This is a genomic window from Bdellovibrio sp. BCCA (genome assembly GCF_037996825.1).
GTDB lineage: Bacteria > Bdellovibrionota > Bdellovibrionia > Bdellovibrionales > Bdellovibrionaceae > Bdellovibrio.
In genome coordinates, this window is sequence record NZ_JBBNAC010000001.1 from 1,205,008 (window position 1) to 1,223,283 (window position 18,276).

At 44.8% G+C, this 18,276-nt stretch carries 23 protein-coding genes; 18 read left to right on the top strand and 5 right to left on the bottom strand.

The window, feature by feature from the left end:
* The first annotated feature begins 8 nt into the window (after positions 1–8).
* From AAAA78_RS05910 to AAAA78_RS05930, 5 genes are all read left to right on the top strand, one after another.
* On the top strand, positions 9–353 hold the full coding sequence (locus AAAA78_RS05910) for a cytochrome c oxidase assembly factor Coa1 family protein (RefSeq protein ID WP_340590862.1): 345 nt from the start codon (positions 9–11) through the stop codon (positions 351–353).
* 53 nt (positions 354–406) lie between these two features.
* The gene (locus tag AAAA78_RS05915) at positions 407–658 is read left to right on the top strand and encodes a hypothetical protein (protein ID WP_340590863.1); all 252 of its coding nucleotides are present in this window, start codon (positions 407–409) and stop codon (positions 656–658) included.
* Between the two features lie 302 nt (positions 659–960).
* A complete protein-coding gene (locus AAAA78_RS05920) occupies positions 961–1,893 on the top strand; it encodes an HNH endonuclease (RefSeq protein WP_340590864.1) in 933 nt (310 codons plus the stop codon).
* A gap of 135 nt (positions 1,894–2,028) precedes the next feature.
* Positions 2,029–2,346: a hypothetical protein gene (locus tag AAAA78_RS05925; protein WP_340590865.1), complete on the top strand. Its 318-nt coding sequence runs from the start codon at positions 2,029–2,031 to the stop codon at positions 2,344–2,346.
* The gene (locus tag AAAA78_RS05930; RefSeq protein WP_340590866.1) at positions 2,336–2,746 is read left to right on the top strand and encodes an HVO_A0114 family putative DNA-binding protein; all 411 of its coding nucleotides are present in this window, start codon (positions 2,336–2,338) and stop codon (positions 2,744–2,746) included. The genes AAAA78_RS05925 and AAAA78_RS05930 overlap by 11 nt, the downstream gene beginning before the upstream one ends.
* Before the next feature lie 12 nt (positions 2,747–2,758).
* Here AAAA78_RS05930 and AAAA78_RS05935 read toward each other — a convergent pair whose 3' ends face one another.
* On the bottom strand, positions 2,759–3,058 hold the full coding sequence (locus tag AAAA78_RS05935) for a hypothetical protein (protein WP_340590867.1): 300 nt from the start codon (positions 3,056–3,058) through the stop codon (positions 2,759–2,761).
* 410 nt (positions 3,059–3,468) lie between these two features.
* On the opposite strand from AAAA78_RS05935, the gene dnaK reads away from it, so the two are divergent.
* Together dnaK and AAAA78_RS05945 are read left to right on the top strand one after the other, a co-directional pair.
* On the top strand, positions 3,469–5,391 hold the full coding sequence (dnaK, locus tag AAAA78_RS05940) for a molecular chaperone DnaK (protein ID WP_340590868.1): 1,923 nt from the start codon (positions 3,469–3,471) through the stop codon (positions 5,389–5,391).
* A gap of 67 nt (positions 5,392–5,458) precedes the next feature.
* Positions 5,459–6,064: a Crp/Fnr family transcriptional regulator gene (locus AAAA78_RS05945; RefSeq protein ID WP_340590869.1), complete on the top strand. Its 606-nt coding sequence runs from the start codon at positions 5,459–5,461 to the stop codon at positions 6,062–6,064.
* Here AAAA78_RS05945 and AAAA78_RS05950 read toward each other — a convergent pair.
* Positions 6,047–6,907 carry an MBL fold metallo-hydrolase gene (locus AAAA78_RS05950; protein ID WP_340590870.1) on the bottom strand — a complete coding sequence of 287 codons (861 nt, stop codon included), beginning with the start codon at positions 6,905–6,907 and terminating at the stop codon, positions 6,047–6,049. The two genes, AAAA78_RS05945 and AAAA78_RS05950, sit on opposite strands and share 18 nt — an antisense overlap.
* Positions 6,908–7,083: 176 nt before the next feature.
* Here AAAA78_RS05950 and AAAA78_RS05955 point away from each other — a divergent pair, with 176 nt between their 5' ends.
* From AAAA78_RS05955 to AAAA78_RS06000, 10 genes are all read left to right on the top strand, one after another.
* Positions 7,084–7,401, top strand: a complete 318-nt coding sequence (locus AAAA78_RS05955) for a rhodanese-like domain-containing protein (RefSeq protein WP_340590871.1) — start codon at positions 7,084–7,086, stop codon at positions 7,399–7,401.
* 2 nt (positions 7,402–7,403) lie between these two features.
* Positions 7,404–7,820, top strand: a complete 417-nt coding sequence (locus AAAA78_RS05960; RefSeq protein ID WP_340590872.1) for a YeeE/YedE family protein — start codon at positions 7,404–7,406, stop codon at positions 7,818–7,820.
* A 1-nt stretch (position 7,821) separates the two neighbouring features.
* Positions 7,822–8,256, top strand: a complete 435-nt coding sequence (locus AAAA78_RS05965) for a YeeE/YedE family protein (protein ID WP_340590873.1) — start codon at positions 7,822–7,824, stop codon at positions 8,254–8,256.
* 10 nt (positions 8,257–8,266) lie between these two features.
* Positions 8,267–9,052 (top strand): sulfite exporter TauE/SafE family protein, encoded by a 786-nt coding sequence (locus AAAA78_RS05970; RefSeq protein ID WP_340590874.1) that lies wholly within the window; start codon positions 8,267–8,269, stop codon positions 9,050–9,052.
* A 47-nt stretch (positions 9,053–9,099) separates the two neighbouring features.
* A complete protein-coding gene (gene acs / locus AAAA78_RS05975; protein ID WP_340590875.1) occupies positions 9,100–11,037 on the top strand; it encodes an acetate--CoA ligase in 1,938 nt (645 codons plus the stop codon).
* Between the two features lie 71 nt (positions 11,038–11,108).
* Complete coding sequence (locus tag AAAA78_RS05980; protein ID WP_340590876.1) at positions 11,109–11,627, top strand: DUF6580 family putative transport protein; 519 nt, start codon at positions 11,109–11,111, stop codon at positions 11,625–11,627.
* Between the two features lie 70 nt (positions 11,628–11,697).
* Positions 11,698–12,441, top strand: coding sequence for a TIGR02147 family protein (locus AAAA78_RS05985; protein ID WP_340590877.1), 744 nt, complete (start codon positions 11,698–11,700; stop codon positions 12,439–12,441).
* Position 12,442: 1 nt separating this feature from the next.
* On the top strand, positions 12,443–13,708 hold the full coding sequence (locus tag AAAA78_RS05990) for a hypothetical protein (protein ID WP_340590878.1): 1,266 nt from the start codon (positions 12,443–12,445) through the stop codon (positions 13,706–13,708).
* A 41-nt stretch (positions 13,709–13,749) separates the two neighbouring features.
* Entirely contained in the window at positions 13,750–14,838 is a 1,089-nt protein-coding gene (locus AAAA78_RS05995) for a tRNA-dihydrouridine synthase family protein (protein ID WP_340590879.1), read from the top strand.
* 110 nt (positions 14,839–14,948) lie between these two features.
* Positions 14,949–15,503, top strand: coding sequence for a class I SAM-dependent methyltransferase (locus AAAA78_RS06000; protein WP_340590880.1), 555 nt, complete (start codon positions 14,949–14,951; stop codon positions 15,501–15,503).
* Positions 15,504–15,506: 3 nt separating this feature from the next.
* On the opposite strand, the gene AAAA78_RS06005 is transcribed toward AAAA78_RS06000, so the two are convergent.
* The 3 genes from AAAA78_RS06005 to AAAA78_RS06015 are packed head-to-tail and all read right to left on the bottom strand — an operon-like array spanning position 15,507 to position 17,362.
* Complete coding sequence (locus tag AAAA78_RS06005) at positions 15,507–16,457, bottom strand: tRNA dihydrouridine synthase (RefSeq protein WP_340590881.1); 951 nt, start codon at positions 16,455–16,457, stop codon at positions 15,507–15,509.
* A 3-nt stretch (positions 16,458–16,460) separates the two neighbouring features.
* Positions 16,461–16,919, bottom strand: coding sequence for an EVE domain-containing protein (locus AAAA78_RS06010; protein WP_340590882.1), 459 nt, complete (start codon positions 16,917–16,919; stop codon positions 16,461–16,463).
* Positions 16,919–17,362, bottom strand: coding sequence for a YchJ family protein (locus AAAA78_RS06015; RefSeq protein WP_340590883.1), 444 nt, complete (start codon positions 17,360–17,362; stop codon positions 16,919–16,921). Before AAAA78_RS06015 ends, AAAA78_RS06010 begins: the two co-directional genes overlap by 1 nt.
* Positions 17,363–17,508: 146 nt before the next feature.
* Between AAAA78_RS06015 and AAAA78_RS06020 the strand changes: the two genes are divergently transcribed.
* On the top strand, positions 17,509–18,276 hold the full coding sequence (locus AAAA78_RS06020) for an SDR family NAD(P)-dependent oxidoreductase (RefSeq protein WP_340590884.1): 768 nt from the start codon (positions 17,509–17,511) through the stop codon (positions 18,274–18,276).

An 18,276-nucleotide genomic window follows, 5' to 3' on the forward strand; every position in this document is an offset into this window, starting at 1 on the left:
GATAAAAAATGAAGAAATTGATCATTACGGTCGCTTTGTTGGTAGTCTTTTTTGCAGAATTTCATCTGTTGGTCGCGAATTCAGATGGAGTTGATGTTGCATCGAAATATTTAAGAGATAATTCGGAAGTGAGAAAAGTGGTCGGAGCAGTTTCTAAAACTAGCTTAATACCTTTGGCTTCCGAATTAAAAGATTATGGTAGAGAGGGAAGCGCTACGTATCATATTAAAATTATTGGTACTAATGGAGCTGCGGAGGGTATTGTTACGTCGATCAAGACCGATGGAATGTGGAAGGTAGATAAGGCACATCTTCTTCTGGAGGACAAGGATATCATTATCCTGAAACAATAGACGATGGAGCTTGTGCGAACAAGGCTATAGTTACCCTTTAAACAGAGGATCTCATGGATAAATGGCTTTATGGTTATTGGTTTAAGTCAAAAAAGAAGACCTTCGGTTGGGGGTGGACGATTGTGCCAAACACCCCTCAAGGATACGTCACTTGGGCAATTGCTGTTATCTGTTTCTTCTTAATCAATTTTCCTGAGATTATCTCGCTCGTTCCGCAGAATGAAGTGATGATTGTATCAGGGGCTTTGCTTGCAGTTACAACTCTGATAACATTTTTAAAAACAGATCTCAGGGAAGATCCCTGATGAAATATGAATAGTGATATTTTTAAATCTTCCTCGTTAATTCAATTTGTAATGAAAATTTCTCTTGGCGGTGATTACTCAAGCTTTTGTTCCGCCTCCATTAAAAGATTTTTCTTCCCGAAAGACCCTTCTCGTTTCTGAAATAAAGTCCTCTTTAAAAGCTTACCCGAAACAATAAAACATCTTTTATCAAACAACTCCAGCCTCCGTTCCTCCGTCTAAAAACCGCAAATTTCACTCGAAAAAAACCGTGGTATGTTACTTCCACCGTGGCAGTGATTGTGTTTTGAACCGGAGGAAAAATGAATCTTAAACTTTTAAATAAAATGGAATTGGATCAACGAATCAAATCCTTGGTTGGGAAAGAACGTGAGTTGCTTCACGAAATTCTTCTTACGATCAAAGAAATAGACCAGCGTAAACTTTATTTGGAATTTGGGTTTGCCAACTTATTTTTATATTTGGTTGATGGTGTTGGATATTCTGCCGGGAGTGCACAACGTCGTATTGATGCTGCAAGGCTATTAAATGAAGTTCCCTCTTTAGGTGAAAAAATTCAGTCCGGGGAAGTAAAGCTTCATCAAGTCTCTTTAATCCAAAAAGCGGCGCGCGATATTTATAAAACCACACATAAAAAAGTGACTGCTGAAGAAAAGAAAGAAATCTTAGAGCAAATCACTTCGAAGAACTTTCAAGAATCCCAAAAGGAAATAGCTTCGTTCTTTGATTTACCTGTGGTTGAAGTAACAACTCAAACTGTTCAGGCGGATGAAAGCGTTCGTCTGTCTTTAACAATTTCCAAAGAATTGGCCGAGAAAATTCAACAAGCGCAAGCTCTTTTATCTCATGCTCTTTCTTCTAATGACATCGTGGATTACATTACCTATGTGACGGACCGGGTGATTAAGCAGAAGACTTCAGTAAAAAATCGAGCCGAAGAAGGTGATGCGAGCAGCACCAACAATGTATACGAACCAAAAATCACTGCCACCGTGGAAGTAAAACCGTTTTCCCCGAGAACTAAGAAAATACTTATAAATAAAGATCAATGTTGCCAGTACAAAGATCCGATGACGGGAAGACAGTGTCGCAGCCGATGGTTTTTGCAAACCGATCACAAACAAAGTCGGTGGGCTCATGGAATCAGTACTATTGAAAATGCTCAGCTTCTTTGTGCTCAGCATAATCGCCTTAAATATCGGCAGGAAGCCGGACTTAAATATATTTCGCGGTAAATGAAGTCGAATGGTCGAGACCCGGATACTAATATGCGGGAACTCGATTTCGGCATTGTGAAAAGCTGGCACGAAACAAGCTAGGCAATCCTCCAAAAGGATTGACAAAATGATATACACTCAATTAAGGTATATGTGATGCCGGCGGCTAGGATTCTTTACGATGAAAAAGTAAAGCTGCTAGACGGACGTTATGAGGCTCGAATAGTGGCTTACGAAGTTTCCAAGAGCAAAAAGTTTCCGGACGGTATTAAGCTCAGTTGTGTTCTTTTGGATACGGAGGAAAAAGTCCCTAGGCTGTTGTTGGATAATCACGAGCCTTATGGATACCATCTTCATACAAAGCTGCCTCATGACAAATCGTACAGGATTAGCGTTGATGTTAAAAATTATGAAGAAGCCATCGAATTCTTTATGCAAGCGGCTTCAGAGGTGATTGAAAATGAAAGCTAAAAATCAAATGGTGATTGTTTTTAAGTCTCTGGAAGATTTAGGACGTGATGCTATCAAAGCTATCAAGACCAAAGCGGCTAAGGTGCAGCCTGCAAATGTGGTATATTTTGATAGCTGGACTTCATTTCGTAATTTTATGTCACTGCAAAAGCTTGAAATTTTAACTATGATTTCAAGCGTTGAGCCAAAGTCGATTTATGAATTGACTCGACTTCTTGAGCGCAGCCTTTCAGCGGTGCAAAAGGATTGTGAGTCGTTGGAACAGGCGGGCTTTATAACTCTTGAGAAGCAAAAAACAGGTCGCGGCCAAGTCGTGCCGCGATTAAAGTTTAAATACGACAAAATAGTCGTCCGCCTTCCGCAACATCCATACGAGTTAATCTTTAAAGCGGCAGCCTAAAGGGCAGAGATCCTACCCACCACGCTTCTTATTGTGTTTCGCGCGATGAATATTATGACTTGCGCGATCCTGCATTTTCTCCAGATGTGCTTTCTCTTTCTTTGAGACATCTCCATCAGCGGCGGCTTTGTTTTCTGCTGCGTTGATGCGTTCTTGCTGCTTCTCAAGGCGGGCCGCTTCTTTTTCTGTCAGCGAACCGGATTTTTCTCCTTGTTCGATGCGTTTTTCCTGGCGGGCGGCACGTTTTTCTTCGCGGGTTTCGGCTTGCGCGAGTGTGAAGATCACAAGGGAGGAGGCGATGATGGCGGCCATTTTCAAAGTCAAATGAGTCATATTCATTCCTTTCTGAAAGGTTCTGCATGTTCACCCACAAATAGGATACGCCGGGCTCATGAAAACGACATTAGAATCAGATTTAAATTTTTTAATTTCACTGCCTCAAAACAAGGCAGTTAGGCTCTAGAAAAATTGAGGCCCCGGCGTTGAAGGGTTTGCGCCGAGGCCTAGAGGGGCTTAAATGTTTGGGTATTTAAGAGAGGAGCGAGGACCCATAATGCCTAAGGGTGCCTGATAACACGAGTTAAATAGCTGTAAGATGCTGAAATTATTCATTAAAATATTGTCATAAAAAAAGAACTGCGCTAGCTTGACGAAACTGAACAAGGCCCCACATTTAAAGTGCTAAATGCAGTTAAATTCATGGAAGTTAAGGAGATTTTGGTATGGGTAAAATAATTGGTATCGACTTAGGAACGACGAACTCGTGCGTTGCGATTATGGAGGGCGGTGAGCCTAAAGTTCTCGTGAACGAAGAGGGCGCTCGTACCACTCCTTCAGTTGTCGCATACACCAAAGATGGTGATCGTTTGGTCGGTCAAATTGCCAAACGTCAAGCTGTGACGAATCCGGAGAACACAATCTACTCTGCGAAACGTTTCATCGGTCGCAGATTTGAAGAAGTTCAAGAAGAAATCAAACTTGTTCCTTACACTGTTGTCGCTAAAGGCAATGACTGTGCATTCAAGGTACAAGGTAAAAACGTGTCTCCAGAAGAGATCGGTGCAGCGGTTCTAGCTAAACTTAAAAAAGTGGCTGAGGACTATTTGGGTGAGCCGGTAACTGAAGCAGTTGTGACAGTTCCAGCTTACTTCAACGATGCGCAAAGACAGGCAACGAAAGATGCCGGTCGTATCGCGGGTCTTGATGTAAAACGTATTATCAACGAACCAACAGCAGCCGCGCTTGCTTACGGTCTTGATAAAAAGAAAGATGAAAAAATCGTGATCTACGACTTCGGGGGAGGAACGTTCGATGTATCTATCCTTGAAGTAGGCGACGGCGTTGTCGAAGTTCGCGCTACAAACGGTGATACTCACTTGGGTGGTGATAACTTCGATACAGTGATCTTGGAATGGTTGATTACAGAGTTCAAAAAAGATCAGGGTATTGATCTTAAGAACGACAAAATGGCTTTGCAACGCTTGAAAGAGGCGGCAGAGAAGGCGAAAATCGAACTTTCTTCTGCGCAAGAAACTGAAATCAACTTGCCGTTCATCACGGCAGATCAATCAGGTCCGAAACATTTGCAAACGAGATTGTCTCGCGCAAAATTCGATCAAATGACAGAAGACCTAGTAAAACGCTCTATGGAGCCTTGCCGTAAAGCTTTGGCTGATGCGGGTATCAAGTCTTCAGAAATCGATGAAGTGGTTCTAGTCGGTGGTTCGACTCGTATCCCTGCGATCCAAAAAGCAGTGAAAGACTTCTTCGGTAAAGAGCCAAACCGCACAGTGAACCCAGATGAAGTTGTGGCAGTGGGTGCCGCAGTTCAAGGTGGTGTCTTGGCCGGTGAAGTGAAAGATGTGTTGTTGCTAGACGTAACTCCACTCAGCCTTGGTATCGAGACTTTGGGTGGCGTGATGACGACATTGATCGAGAGAAATACAGCGATTCCTACTAAGAAATCACAAGTGTTCTCGACAGCGGCCGACAACCAACCCGCAGTGGACATCCACGTTCTTCAAGGTGAGCGTAAGATGGCTTCTGATAACAAAACTTTGGGACGCTTTGAGCTTGTAGGTCTTCCTCCAGCTCCACGTGGTGTGCCTCAAGTTGAGGTGACATTCGATATCGATGCCAACGGTATCTTGCATGTAAATGCAAAAGACATGTCATCTGGTAAGTCTCAACAGATCAAGATCACGGCGCAATCAGGTCTTTCTGAAGAAGAGATCAAGCGCGCAGTGAACGATGCTGAAGGACATGCTGAAGAAGATAAACGTAAAGCAGAAGCGGCAACACAAAGAAACAACCTCGACAACTTGGTTTACCAAACTGAGAAGTTGATCAAAGATTCAGGCGCTCAACTTCCTGAAGCTGAGGTGAAATCTGCGAACGACGCGATTGCTGATGCGAAAAAAGTTCTTGAGAACAAAGCCGCTGAAGCGGATGAACTCAAGTCAAACTTTGAGAAGTTGCAAGCGATCACTCACAAATTGACGTCTGAGCTTTACAAAAAGCAAGGCGCTCAAGGTGAAGCAGGTGGCGGCGACGGCAGCGGTGGTGGTCAACAGTCAGGCGGCGAATCGTCTTCTGAAAACAAAGGCGACGATGTGATCGACGCTGACTACAAAGACGTAAACTAAGAATGTTCCTTTTCGAAGCCGGGTTGAATAGACCCGGCTTTTTTTTCGCGCTGAGTGCACAATTTCTATGAATACAGTCGAATTTAAAGAACTCTTTGCAGAGGCTCCCTTAAAAACATTCAAGCGCGGTGACGTGATTTATCGTGCCGGTGAAGAGCCGCAGAATATTTATTTTGTGGAGTCAGGCCTCGTGGGGTTGGCGCTTTGGGGAGAATCCGGTAAAGATCATCTGGTTCGTCTGTTTAAACAAGGTCAAATTTTTGGTCATCGCAGCCTGTTTGCTCAGGAAAAATATCATGCAACGGCCACAGTGATCGATGAATCGCAAATTCGTTTTCTAAATAAATCCCAAATGCGCGAGCGCATGAAGGGAAACTGTGACTTAGCGGAAAAACTTTTAGAAACTCTCGCTAAAGAGCTTCGTCAGGCTGAAGCCAAACAGTTGATCTTAAGTGAAAAAGACGCCACAGCTCGTATTGCTGAAGCGGTCGTCTATCTCAAGGAACTTCATCCTCAATACGATTGGACAAGACAAGAGATTGCTGATTTCTGCGGAAGTACAACGCCTACAGTGATTAGGACTTTGGCTAAATTTGTCGATGACGGTTTGATTGAACAGCGCGGTCGAGAGATCGTGATTCTCAACCGCGACTTATTACTTTCTCAAGGGTAACTTCAAATAGCTAACGCCATTACTTTCTGGAGCAGGTAAATGACCTGCACGGATATTCACTTGTAAGCTTGGATACAAAAGTTTTGGGGCTGACAAAGTCGCGTCACGCTCCTGGCGGAAGCGTATAAAATCTGCCTTTTTAACCTTGGCACTCAGTTGAATATTTTTTTCTTTTTGTTCTTGAACGCTTGTTTGAAAGCGAAGCTCGCGGTTTTCAGGCTGATAATCATGACCGACAAAAATGCGTGTCTTTTCCGGAAGAGAATAAATTTTCTCAGTCACAGAGCTATATAAAGCCTCGGCACTTCCTTGGGGGAAATCGCAACGGCCTGTTCCTGAATCCGGCATAAAGATCGCATCACCCGTGAACAGTGCATCGTCAATCAAATACGAAGCACAGGCCGGTGTGTGGCCCGGAGTAAAAAGAGTTTTGATTTTAATAGAGCCCGCTTCTAAAACGTCATTCTCTTTTAAAAGAAGATCAAAATCCTTTCCGTTGGTGTTGACGTCGGAAAGATTGAAAACCGTTTTAAAAGTTTTTTGTACTTCTGTGATGCGCTCACCAATAGCAACTTTGATGTTCGGGAAGAAGTTTTTAAAAAGCTGTGAACTCGACAAATGATCCGCATGGGCATGTGTCTCTAGAACGTAATGGGGGTTTAGCTTATTTTCTTTAAGGTAAGCGATCACTGAGTCGATAGACTTTGTGCTGAGCTTTCCAGAGGCGGCATCATAATCCCAAACAGGATCAATCACAATGGCATCCAAAGTTTTTGGGTCATGTACAACGTAAGTCAAAGTGGATGTCGCAGGATCGAAGAAATGTTGAATTTGTAAAGCCATGGTCATTCTCCTCAATTTAAGGCTTAAAGCTGATCTCAGAGTAAGACTGCTTAAACCCCGACCGTTATGATGGCGGGCATAAAGAAAATGGAATTAAATATGTCCGCGAACATAAAGGTTTTAAGAAGAATAGCTTTAGGATGGAGTCCAAGTGAAGCATTAAAAGCGAGGACTCTATGCGTGAATTTACTTGCGAAGAAGTCAAATTGAAACAGAATGAGTGGACTCTCATTGATGTACGAACTCCCGAAGAATTTGTCGGTGAGTTGGGACATATTGAAGGAGCAAGACTTTTGCCTTTGGGAAATGAAGTTTTGGAATTCCTCAAAAGTGCTAATCCGGCACAGAAGATTATTTTCGTCTGCCGCAGCGGTGCCCGTTCTGGACAAGTGACGTTGCTCAGTGAGGAAATGGGTTTTACAAATACTGTAAATATGGTCGGCGGTATGCTCCGCTGGAATGAATTGAAACTGCCAATTCAAAAAGGGGTTTAAAAATGGAAAGTATCGTGATGGCCCTCGTTGGAGGAATGGTGATAGGACTTGCTTCGTCTCTTATGCTGATTTTTAACGGACGGGTGACGGGAATCAGTGGCATTGCCAACGGATTTTTAAGTTTCGTTTCTGGTGAAAGACTGTGGCGGGGGGCTTTTTTATTGGGACTCATCGGAGGCGGGGCGATCGTCGCCATAAATCAACCTCAACTTTTCCAACAAACGGAACGCTCCCTCTCTGTCACGATTTTGGCGGGACTCTTCGTCGGTTTCGGCACTGTGATGGGAAGTGGTTGTACCAGTGGCCACGGCGTTTGCGGAATATCACGTTTGTCGATTCGATCTTTGGCCGCGACGGCGGTTTTTATGGCGGTGGGAATTTTGATCGCAACTTTATTTAAAAATCTTGTGGGAGCCTAAAATGAAAAATCAAAAAGTTCTTCAAGCAATGATGGCTTTAATTGTGGGCTTGTTGTTCGCGATGGGGCTGGCCATTTCGGGAATGACCCAACCCCAAAAAGTTTTAGGCTTTTTGACTCTGGGTTCCGGTTGGGACCCGTCACTGATGTTTGTGATGATGGGGGCTATTCCTGTTCACGCGATTTCATATCGTTGGATTCGCGGAAAGAAAAGTCCGCTCTTTGATACCAAATGGCATGTGCCCCAAAGTAAGGAAATCACGAAGCCCTTAATCATAGGCAGCGCTTTGTTTGGTATCGGATGGGGCCTTGCTGGGTATTGTCCGGGTCCTGCGCTGACGTCACTTGGAACGGGCGGTGAAAAAGTTATTTACTTTGTGATCGCGATGATTGCGGGAATGCTGCTACATCGTTTGTATTCGAAAATCACGACTTAAAGGAGATAATATGGAGCTTCTAGGATACATAGGTGCCGCTTTAATCGGAGTCTCCTTGGGGCTCTTAGGTGGGGGAGGTTCGATTTTGTCAGTGCCTCTTTTTGTGTACTTCTTTGCACTTCCACCAACGCAAGCGACAAGTTATTCGCTTTTTGTGGTGGGTGTCGCTAGTGCTGTTGGATTTGCAAAAGCGTGGAAGGCGGGGAACATCCATTTATCTAGCGGGGTCCTTTTTGCGATCCCCTCTTTTTTGGGAGTTCTTTTTATTCGTCGGTTTTTAATGCCGTACATTCCGGAAAATATGAATCTGCTAAGTTGGAATGTCTCGAAAGAATTTTTAGTGATGACCAGTTTCGCTCTTGTGATGTTAACGGCCTCTCTATCGATGTTGCGTCCGCGCAAGAATACAGCCCTGGTTGAAAAAACGGCTCCTTTGAGTTTTGCACTACAAGCTTTCTTGGTGGGGTCCGTGACTGGTTTTGTTGGCGCCGGAGGAGGCTTTCTTATTGTCCCGGCTTTGGTCGTTTTAGGTGGACTCACAATGAAACACGCCGTGGGCACTTCATTGGGGGTTATTGCGGTGAACTCACTTTTGGGATTTGCAAGTGACGTGGCAGTCAACACCGCTGTAGATTTCAGTTTTCTTCTTTTGGTCACATCTATTGCTGTTGGCGGGATTTTTGTCGGTTCCTATTTAGGAAAAAGAACTTCAGAGGCCCAATTAAAACCGGCGTTTGGTGTCTTCGTTCTCATATTGGGGACAGGAATTTTTGCGCAGCAACTTACGAAATTATAAATTTGACCTCAGCCTCTTAAGGATTACGATTTAAAGGTGAGGTCTATATGCACAAAGAAATTTATCCTGTTCCCTCTGAAGTCGCTAAAAATGCTTTTATCAATGAAGAGAAGTACAAAGAAATGTACGAACGTTCGGTCAAAGACCCTGAAGGATTTTGGGCCGAACAAGCGGAGCGATTAGAGTGGTTTAAAAAATGGGATAAGGTCAAAGAGACTTCTTTCAAAAAACCTGTCAGCATTAAATGGTACCAAGGCGGAAAACTCAATGTCTCTTACAACTGCATTGACCGCCACTTGGCAAAGCGTGGTGATAAAGTCGCTATGCTGTGGGAGCCGGACAATCCTTCTGTTCCAGTCAGAAAAATCACTTACAAAGAACTGCACAAAGAAGTCTGTCGTTTTGCAAACGTTCTAAAAAAAATGGGCGTAAAAAAAGGCGATGTTGTCACGATTTACATGCCTATGATTCCAGAGACTGCTTTTGCGATGCTGGCTTGCACGCGTATTGGTGCTGTTCATTCGGTTGTTTTCGGCGGTTTTGCTCCGGACTCTATCGCTGACCGAGTCAATGACGGAGAATCTAAATTTGTTATCACGGCCGATGCTGGTTACCGTGGAAGCAAATTGATTGCTCTTAAAGAAAACATCGACAAGGCTTTGCAAAAAGCTCCGATCGCACAAAAGGTCGTTGTTGTTAAATACGCCAACAATCAAATCGATATGCAGAAGGATCGCGATTTCTGGTACCACGATCTTATTAACGAAGTCAGTGATCAATGTGAACCGGAACACATGGATGCAGAAGATCCATTGTTCCTTCTTTACACATCAGGTTCGACGGGAAAACCCAAAGGAGTGTTGCACACAACAGGCGGCTATCTGGTTTACGCCAGCATGACTCATCAGTATGTTTTTGATTATCATGAAAACGATATTTACTGGTGCTCTGCGGATGTTGGTTGGGTGACAGGGCATAGTTACATTGTCTATGGCCCTCTGGCAAATGGAGCGACGACGCTGTTCTTCGAAGGTATTCCGAATTACCCAACGCCGTCTCGTTTTTGGGAGATTGTAGATAAACATCAAGTCACGATTTTTTATACTTCACCAACAGCCATTCGTTCATTAATGCGTGAAGGGGATGGTTTCGTCACGAAGACGTCTCGCCAGTCATTGCGTATTTTAGGTTCTGTCGGAGAGCCCATCAATCCAGAAGCTTGGATTTGGTATCACGATGTTGTCGGCAATAAACGTTGTCCTATTGTTGATACTTGGTGGCAGACCGAAACGGGAGGAATTTTAATCACTCCTCTGCCAGGAGCCACACCTACAAAACCGGGTTCGGCGACTCGTCCTTTTTTTGGTATTCAGCCAAAACTTCTTACGAATGAAGGACAAGAAATTTCCGGACCTGGCGAAGGTGTTTTGGTAATTGCAGATTCTTGGCCGGGACAAATGCGCACGGTGTACCGCGATCACAAACGTTTTGAAGATACGTATTTTTCTAATTACGCCGGATTTTATTTTACAGGGGATGGTTGCCGTCGTGATGAAGATGGCTACTACTGGATCACAGGTCGCGTGGATGACGTGATCAATGTTTCGGGGCATCGTCTGGGAACGGCTGAGATTGAGTCGGCTTTGGTGTCGCACCACAAAGTCGCTGAAGCTGCGGTGGTTGGTTATCCTCACGATATCAAAGGTCAGGGGATCTACGCTTTTGTGACCTTAAAGACCGGAGAGACGCCAAGTGAGGAGCTTCGCAAGGACCTTATCCAGTGTGTGAGAAAAGAGATCGGCCCGATTGCGACTCCGGACTTGATTCAGTGGGCACCACGACTTCCTAAAACGCGCTCAGGGAAAATCATGCGTCGAATCTTGCGTAAGATCGCTGAAAACCATCCAGATCAATTAGGTGACACGACAACTCTGTCAGAGCCGGGTGTAGTCCAAGAACTGGTGGACAATAGAATGAATAAATGATAATTCGTGAGCGGTAGCCCGCAGAGCGTAAGGCCAGGAGCCTGCAGCAGCAGCGACTCAAGGAGAAGACTATGACACAATTGATGACTTTGGTTTTGATGGTGCTTGCAGCAGCTTTCAGTCGTTTGATTCCACATCCCTGGAATTTTACAGCAATCGGAGCGATGGCGCTTTTTGGTGGTGCTTACTTCCCATCTAAAAAATTGTCTTTGGTCATTCCTTTGGCAGCGTTGTTCGTAAGCGATCTTGTTTTAGGTCTGCACTCGACAATGGTTTTTGTCTACGTGGCTTTCGCAGCGATCGTTCTTTTGGGTTGGACTTTGCGTGAATCAAAGAGTGTTGTGCGTATCGGAACTTTGTCCCTTGTAACAAGTTCTTTGTTCTTCCTGATTTCAAACTTCGGTGTTTGGGCGATGGAAGGAATGTACGCTCCCACATGGCAAGGTCTTGTGAACTGCTATGTGGCGGCGATTCCATTCTTTGATAACCAAATTTATGGTGATCTTTTCTTCTCTGCTTTGTTGTTCGGTGGCTACGAAGCTGTGAAATACTTTGCTCCTGAAATGCTTGGGGCGTCGGCTCAAAAGTAATTCCCAAGCAAAACGTGTAACACATTTTTATTTTTGACACTTTCTAGGAAGTCGCAATACGACTTCCTTCATGTCCAGATCTTCAGAATTTCTGCTCGCACAATTTAATCAACGTAAGGCAAAGAATCCGCGCTATTCACAGCGGGCGTTCGCACGTCTTTTGGGTGTTAATCCAGGCCGAGTCACGCAGTATTTCGCAGGCGAGCGTCCCATCACCGCCACAGCGGCTCAGAAAATGTCAGAGAAACTGGGACTTGATAAAGAACAACAAGCCTATTTTTGTTATCTTACAGAGATCGATAAAAAGTCTCGCAGCGTTGTCGATCCTCGCATCTTGCGTGATGATGAACTCGCTCTTGTGGTGGAGTGGTATCACTTTGCGGTTTTGTCTTTGATTTCCACCAAAGATTTCCGATTGGATTCGGAGTGGATTTCGCGACGATTGGGAATTCCTACTTCTATCGTTGAATCTTCTTTGCAACGCCTGGAGCGCTTGAAGTTTATAACCATTGAAGACGGAAAAGCTCTGGTAGAAAAAGGTCCCATAGCGACTTCTTCGGACGTGCCTAACGAATTTTTGCGCCTCTCTCACCAAGATGCTCTTCGCCATATCGTGGATAATATTTCAGCGGTTGCCGTAGAGAAAAGAGATCTGTCCTCCATCACATTGGCGGTGGACGAAAAAAAACTTCCCGAAGCCAAACAGATGATCCGCACTTTCCGTCGTAAGCTCGCTAATTTTCTTTCGCAAGGAAAGAAGAGCCAGGTTTACATGATCAATGTCCAACTCTTTCCTCTTTCGAAAGAGAATTAAAATGAAAAAATTTTTCGTGTTTCTTTTTCTTTTACCAAGTCTGTCTTTCGCTTTAGGCGGTGGAGACTGGTATGAAAAAGGGAACGGTGGTTTCGTCGTCATGTGCGACGAAAAAGCGCTGATGGTTTTTGATCTCTATGAGGCGCAAGTTCGCTACAAAATGAGCTTTGATAGTCGGGCCCTCGGCAGCCTGGATGAGCGAATTGAATATCTTTTGGCTAAATTCGATAAACACAATAAATCGCGGGCTTCGTTGTATCGCCGTTGGTATAAAGAATTTTTTCAAGAAGCGGAGTTTATTCCTAATGCGAAGTTCAATCCGACAGGGGACATTGGCTTTGGCTATATTCCAAAAAATTGTTCTTTAGAGCAGGTGGTTTTTCAAAGAGCGCCTAATATTTTAAATCAATTTCGCTACGTGATTAATCTGGATTTGTGGCAAGCGCTCTCTATAGAAAATCAGGCCGCTTTGGTGATGCATGAGTTGATCTATCGAGAACTCACCCTTCCTCCGAATATTCACGAAAGCTCGGAAGCCGCTCGCTATTTCAATGCACTTTTAAACTCGGAGCAGTTTCAAAAACTCAGTTATCAACAGTACATCTTAACACTGCAAGAGCTGCGTTTTTCAAAAGCTGATTATGGTGATCTCATCATCGTAGTTGGTGAGAAAAAATTAGAGGGCGGTTGGTACAAGATTCCTGTCGATTTTTTTGATCAGGATCATCTGAAGTCGGCGACTTTAGATAACGTGCAAAATTTTAAACGTGGAAAGTTTGTCTATGACAGCCGTTGTGCTGCAGAGGCGACCGACGTTGGAACCGTGGTCTCCTTTTTTCCGCAGGGACAAATCCGCCTTCTTGCTATTCGCCAAACTTTCCCGGATCTTTGCGGGCTTCCTTACTTTGATTATGAAAATGCAGAGACTAAACTCCGCCTGCACGGCACTCGCTGGTCATTCAATGAAGCTGGACAACTGATCACCTTAGCTGGCGACTACAATGTGAACTCGGAAGTGCAGATTGCTTTTCATCTTAAAGGGATTAAATTTGAATTTGGGGCTCAACCGCAGATCATTATCCCCCTCCTGTTTAATTTCGACGATAACGAACGAATTTCTGAGTTTATGCTAGGAACTTCAGCGTGCTTTGATCCGGCAGAAAAAACGGTCCGCATGAATGCAACGACCGTAGGGTCAAATATTTTCTTTAATTACGAGGGCTTAGAGCGGGAAGTAGAGGCTCTCGGAGCCTGTCTCATTCCTTAAACCCATTGCCAGAAGAAGGCCTTCCGGGTACAACGACGCTCATGGCTTTGGATATGGCAGGTTCTTCCACAAATAAACTAGGACTTCACAGACCCATCTTAAATGGGAAGGTGAACTTTCCTTTGTGTTTGGCACCCATGGTGGGACTGACACACGTAGCTTTGCGTGAAGTGATGCGCGGATATCTGCCGCAAGACGCATTCACAATTTGGCCGACAGAAATGCTTAACTCCCGCCGTATTCCTGGCGAAAATCTAGAAAAGACACCCGAGACAATGCGTGCGTCCCACGAAACGGGCTTAGTTCCACAAATTCTAGGAAATGAAGAAGACGCCATCGCGGAAAGTGTAAAGCGTTTGATTGAGTGGGGAGCGGAAGCCATCGACATCAACATGGGTTGTCCTGTGCAAAAGGCTCTTAAGCATAACTACGGCGTGGCTTTGATGGGTGATCCTCATTACGCCGCTGAAGTCGTGCGTATGACCGTCAAAAATTCGTCGATCCCTGTCAGTGTGAAGTTGCGGGCGGTGGGAAGTACCAAAGAATTTGACGAGCTTTTAAGCTTTGTTTCAGGTCTTCGAAATTCAGGCGCAAGCTGGGTGTGTTTGCATCCCAGAACGGCAGCACAGAAACGCCGCGGTTCGGCGGATTGGGAGCAAATCAAGCAGCTTCACAAGGCGGTTGATTTTCCTGTGATTGGAAATGGCGATATTCAAACTTCTGAAGATGCGATCATGATGCTGCAAGAAACCGGTTGCGATATGGCGATGGCCGGTCGCGGATTGGCAGCTCGTCCGTGGATGTTGTGGCAGCTCGGTGAAGACTTAGGTTTTGCCGCTCCTTTAGGTAAAGAAGGTCTGAAAGCTCCTCGCACAGCTGAAGAAGAGGGTGCTGAGTACGGAAAGTGTTTATTAAAACTAATCGAGCGTTGCCGTCATTATTTTGGCGAAGACCTTGCGATGAGAAAAGTGCGTTTCTATGTGCGCACAACAAGTGTGTGGCTGCCGTTTGGAAATACTTTGGTGGGAATTTGTGCGAAAGCAAAAAACATCGAAGAGATGACGGCAGGAGTTGCGAAATTTTTTGAGGGCTCTATCGAAATGAGTCCTCGCACAGAATTAAGGCAGTAGATTTTAAGATGAATTGCCTGCTATGCCAATCCCCCCATTCAGCACCTTTTAAAGTAGAGAAAAAGCCGGAGAGAAGCTATTTCCATTGTGCCGAGTGTGATCTCATCTTTATGAATCCTGTAGAACGTTTGAGCCCGCAAGATGAAAAAGCGCGCTACGACAATCACGAAAATCAGGGAAGTGCGGGACACATCGCTTTTCTAGAGCCTTTAGTAAAAGACATCGATACTTATTTTAAATCCGCAGGCCTTGCGCGCACGCAACTTTCGATGTTGGATTTTGGATGTGGTCCGAAGCCTTCACTTTCAGTCCTTTTTGAGATGAAGGGTTATAAAACGTCGAACTACGATTTGTTCTATCACCCAGATCAAGACCAGCTTCGTCGCACTTATCATTTCGTCACAAGCACTGAGGTGTGGGAGCATTTTTATAATCCACGCCAAGAAATTGAAAAACTGCTTCGTCTTGTAAAATCCGGCGGCCTTTTAGGTGTTATGACCTCCGCTCATCGCGGGGAGGCGGCCTTTCATGATTGGCATTATCGTCGTGATCTTACGCACGTCGTGTTCTTTTCTGAAAAAAGCATGGAGTGGATTGCGCGCGAATTTAAATTGCACGTGATCAAAGCAAAAAGTCCGTATTGGATTTTTCAAAAAATGTTTTAATTTCTACTGACAGATACGCTCAAGATATTCTTTAAACTCAGCCGGTTTTTTTAGAATTTTGATTTCATCAAAAACTTGTTTCGCTTCGCCATTTTTTAAAGACAAAGCCTTCAACCACTGTTTCGTGCGAGAAACCGCGAAGTAGTCGTTGATATAAAGCGTGCTCGCTTCAAAGAATTGCGGAAGCAGAGGTTTCGCTTTTTCCCAGGACATGTCTTCCACTGGTTCTTGGGAAAGACTTTGTTTGATCTGTTTAAAGATGAACGGATTGCTCATGACCCCGCGGCCGATCATGTAGTCTTCACAGCCCGTGACTTCCACGCAGCGATGAAAATCGGCAACGTTCCAGATTTCTCCATTGGCGATAATCTTGGTTTTTGTTTTTTCTTTAATACGTGGAATCCATTCCCAATACGCAGGTGGTTTGTAACCATCGGTCTTTGTACGACAGTGAATTGTGAGCCAAGTGGCATTGGCAGCTTCCACCGCTTGGGCAATGTCAACACAGCGAGTAGGATCGTCAAATCCCAAACGGATTTTCGCCGTCACAGGAATCTCAGCGGGAATGGCTTTGCGAACTGTATCGACGATGGTGAAAACGCGATCGCAGGATTTTAAAAGACTTGCTCCGCCGTCATGACGGTTCACCGTCTTAGCAGGGCAGCCGAAATTTAAATCAACACCCAAGGCGCCTAGCTTCACGGCTCTTTGTGCATTTAATGCCAAAGGCTCAGCATGGCCACCCAACAGTTGCACGAAGACGGGTGTTCCCCAACGAGTGCGCGAATTTGTTTTTAGCTCTGGACAGTTTTTATAAAAAACACTTTCAGGGTGCAGACGATCTGTGACTCGCAAAAACTCTGTCACGCATTGGTCAATACCACCAATACGAGTCAGCGTATCACGCATCACCCAATCCACCACACCTTCCATCGGAGCCAAAAACAGTTTCATGAATTAAAGGCCACCCATTTTTTTAACGATGTCGAAGTGTTTCTTTTCCACAGGCTGAACAGAAAGACGGGAGCCCTTTTGTAAAACAACCATATCAGCAAGCTTCTCGTTATCGCGAAGGTCAGAAAGGCTCACAAGATTTTTAAATTTCGCAATGTATTCGACTTCCACACAAAACCAAATAGGTTTTTCTTTCGTGGCTTTGGCGTCAAAGTATTCCGATTTTTTCTCAAACTGAGTTTTATCAGGGAATGCTAGTTTCGAAACTTTCGCAATACCAGCTACCCCAGGTGGTTCCGCGTTTGAGTGATAGAACAAAACAAGATCACCGACTTGCATGTCTTTTTGCATGTAGTTGCGGGCTTGGTAATTGCGCACGCCCTCCCACGGAGTTGTTTTATCTTTGTGGAGTTGATCAATGGAATAAACATCCGGTTCGGATTTCATCAGCCAATATTTCATTATTTTTTCTCCTCGGCGGACGCCGGCAGAGCGGAGGGCCGCTGGCCCGAAGCTGAAGCAGCGTCTTTGATTTTTCCAGATTTAAAAAACCATTCGCCCGCTTGTTTGCGGAAGGTGCTGACTTCGTGATGAACATACTCTTCATCATCCACGGAATAGAAAGCTTTAAACTCGACCGTGCCTTTTGTGCCTTTTTCTTCGGCGTGCACGATTTCAAGTTTTAAAAACTTCGCTCGTTCAGCCCATTCCTTGTTGGCTTCATCGTCGATCTGATCCAAGGTTTGTGGGTCTGTCGTGTCACGCAAGTACTGCATTTGATTTTTAGCAAACGCCGAATAGCGAGAGCGCATCAAAGCTTCCGCTGTCGGAGCCAACGCTTTCCCTGAGTGATAAAAACCACAACATTCAACATAAGATTTTCCAGAACCACAGGGACATTTCATATTTTCCCACTCTCCACAGACGTCCGTCGTCGACGCGAAGCTACCAGAAAAGGTACGCCGTACCTATCTGTATTGCAGGGCATTATCGAGGTGCTTGATACCCTTTACGAGAGTGGGCTGTTATCGTTTTAGTTTGAGGTGAAACTATGGCGAAATGGGCACTAATCACAGGAGCCACTTCAGGTATCGGCTGGGCCACGTCTTTGGCTCTGGCGGGACAAGGATTTTCAATTTTAGCGACGGGCCGCCGTCAGGAAAAACTTCAAGAGCTTGAAAAAGAAATTAAAAGTAAATTTCCCGGCGTTTCGGTGAAGCTTGCGCAGTTTGATGTTTCAGATCGTTTTGAAGTGAGTGAGTTTTTAAACTCACATCAAACAGAAATTTCTCAAGTTGAGGTTTTAGTGAACAATGCCGGCCTCGCCAAAGGCACCGACAAGATGCAAGAGTCTTCATTAGATGATTGGGAGACAATGATCGACACGAACATCAAAGGTTTGCTCTTCATGACCCGCGGAGTGATCGAGCACATGGTCCGTAAAAATTCGGGCCACGTCGTCAATCTAGGCTCTGTTGCGGGACGTTGGACTTATCCAGGCGGTGGCGTTTACTGCGCAACAAAGTTTGCCGTGCGTGCGCTGTCTGAAGGACTGCGCATGGATCTTTTAGGAAGTAAAATTCGCGTGACGAATATTGAACCCGGCATGGTAAGCACAGAGTTTTCGATGGTGCGTTTTAACGATCAAGCCAAGGCCGATAAAGTTTATGAAGGCATGACGCCACTTCAAGCTTCTGACATTGCAGAAACCATTGCGTGGTGTGTGGCACGTCCAGCTCACGTGAATATTCAAGAACTAGTTATTTATCCAACAGATCAAGCTCACGTCGGGCAAGTCGCCCGTCACGGCAAAGTGTGA

What these genes read in the sequence shown, in the direction of transcription:
- AAAA78_RS05910 (WP_340590862.1), top strand. Translation starts at nt 9, where the DNA reads ATGAAGAAATTGATCATTACGGTCGCTTTGTTGGTAGTCTTTTTTGCA.
- AAAA78_RS05915 (WP_340590863.1), top strand. Translation starts at nt 407, where the DNA reads ATGGATAAATGGCTTTATGGTTATTGGTTTAAGTCAAAAAAGAAGACC.
- AAAA78_RS05920 (WP_340590864.1), top strand. Translation starts at nt 961, where the DNA reads ATGAATCTTAAACTTTTAAATAAAATGGAATTGGATCAACGAATCAAA.
- AAAA78_RS05930 (WP_340590866.1), top strand. Translation starts at nt 2,336, where the DNA reads ATGAAAGCTAAAAATCAAATGGTGATTGTTTTTAAGTCTCTGGAAGAT.
- AAAA78_RS05935 (WP_340590867.1), bottom strand. Translation starts at nt 3,058, where the DNA reads ATGGCCGCCATCATCGCCTCCTCCCTTGTGATCTTCACACTCGCGCAA.
- dnaK (WP_340590868.1), top strand. Translation starts at nt 3,469, where the DNA reads ATGGGTAAAATAATTGGTATCGACTTAGGAACGACGAACTCGTGCGTT.
- AAAA78_RS05945 (WP_340590869.1), top strand. Translation starts at nt 5,459, where the DNA reads ATGAATACAGTCGAATTTAAAGAACTCTTTGCAGAGGCTCCCTTAAAA.
- AAAA78_RS05950 (WP_340590870.1), bottom strand. Translation starts at nt 6,907, where the DNA reads ATGGCTTTACAAATTCAACATTTCTTCGATCCTGCGACATCCACTTTG.
- AAAA78_RS05955 (WP_340590871.1), top strand. Translation starts at nt 7,084, where the DNA reads ATGCGTGAATTTACTTGCGAAGAAGTCAAATTGAAACAGAATGAGTGG.
- AAAA78_RS05960 (WP_340590872.1), top strand. Translation starts at nt 7,404, where the DNA reads ATGGAAAGTATCGTGATGGCCCTCGTTGGAGGAATGGTGATAGGACTT.
- AAAA78_RS05965 (WP_340590873.1), top strand. Translation starts at nt 7,822, where the DNA reads ATGAAAAATCAAAAAGTTCTTCAAGCAATGATGGCTTTAATTGTGGGC.
- AAAA78_RS05970 (WP_340590874.1), top strand. Translation starts at nt 8,267, where the DNA reads ATGGAGCTTCTAGGATACATAGGTGCCGCTTTAATCGGAGTCTCCTTG.
- acs (WP_340590875.1), top strand. Translation starts at nt 9,100, where the DNA reads ATGCACAAAGAAATTTATCCTGTTCCCTCTGAAGTCGCTAAAAATGCT.
- AAAA78_RS05980 (WP_340590876.1), top strand. Translation starts at nt 11,109, where the DNA reads ATGACACAATTGATGACTTTGGTTTTGATGGTGCTTGCAGCAGCTTTC.
- AAAA78_RS05985 (WP_340590877.1), top strand. Translation starts at nt 11,698, where the DNA reads ATGTCCAGATCTTCAGAATTTCTGCTCGCACAATTTAATCAACGTAAG.
- AAAA78_RS05990 (WP_340590878.1), top strand. Translation starts at nt 12,443, where the DNA reads ATGAAAAAATTTTTCGTGTTTCTTTTTCTTTTACCAAGTCTGTCTTTC.
- AAAA78_RS05995 (WP_340590879.1), top strand. Translation starts at nt 13,750, where the DNA reads ATGGCTTTGGATATGGCAGGTTCTTCCACAAATAAACTAGGACTTCAC.
- AAAA78_RS06000 (WP_340590880.1), top strand. Translation starts at nt 14,949, where the DNA reads ATGAATCCTGTAGAACGTTTGAGCCCGCAAGATGAAAAAGCGCGCTAC.
- AAAA78_RS06005 (WP_340590881.1), bottom strand. Translation starts at nt 16,457, where the DNA reads ATGAAACTGTTTTTGGCTCCGATGGAAGGTGTGGTGGATTGGGTGATG.
- AAAA78_RS06010 (WP_340590882.1), bottom strand. Translation starts at nt 16,919, where the DNA reads ATGAAATATTGGCTGATGAAATCCGAACCGGATGTTTATTCCATTGAT.
- AAAA78_RS06015 (WP_340590883.1), bottom strand. Translation starts at nt 17,362, where the DNA reads ATGAAATGTCCCTGTGGTTCTGGAAAATCTTATGTTGAATGTTGTGGT.
- AAAA78_RS06020 (WP_340590884.1), top strand. Translation starts at nt 17,509, where the DNA reads ATGGCGAAATGGGCACTAATCACAGGAGCCACTTCAGGTATCGGCTGG.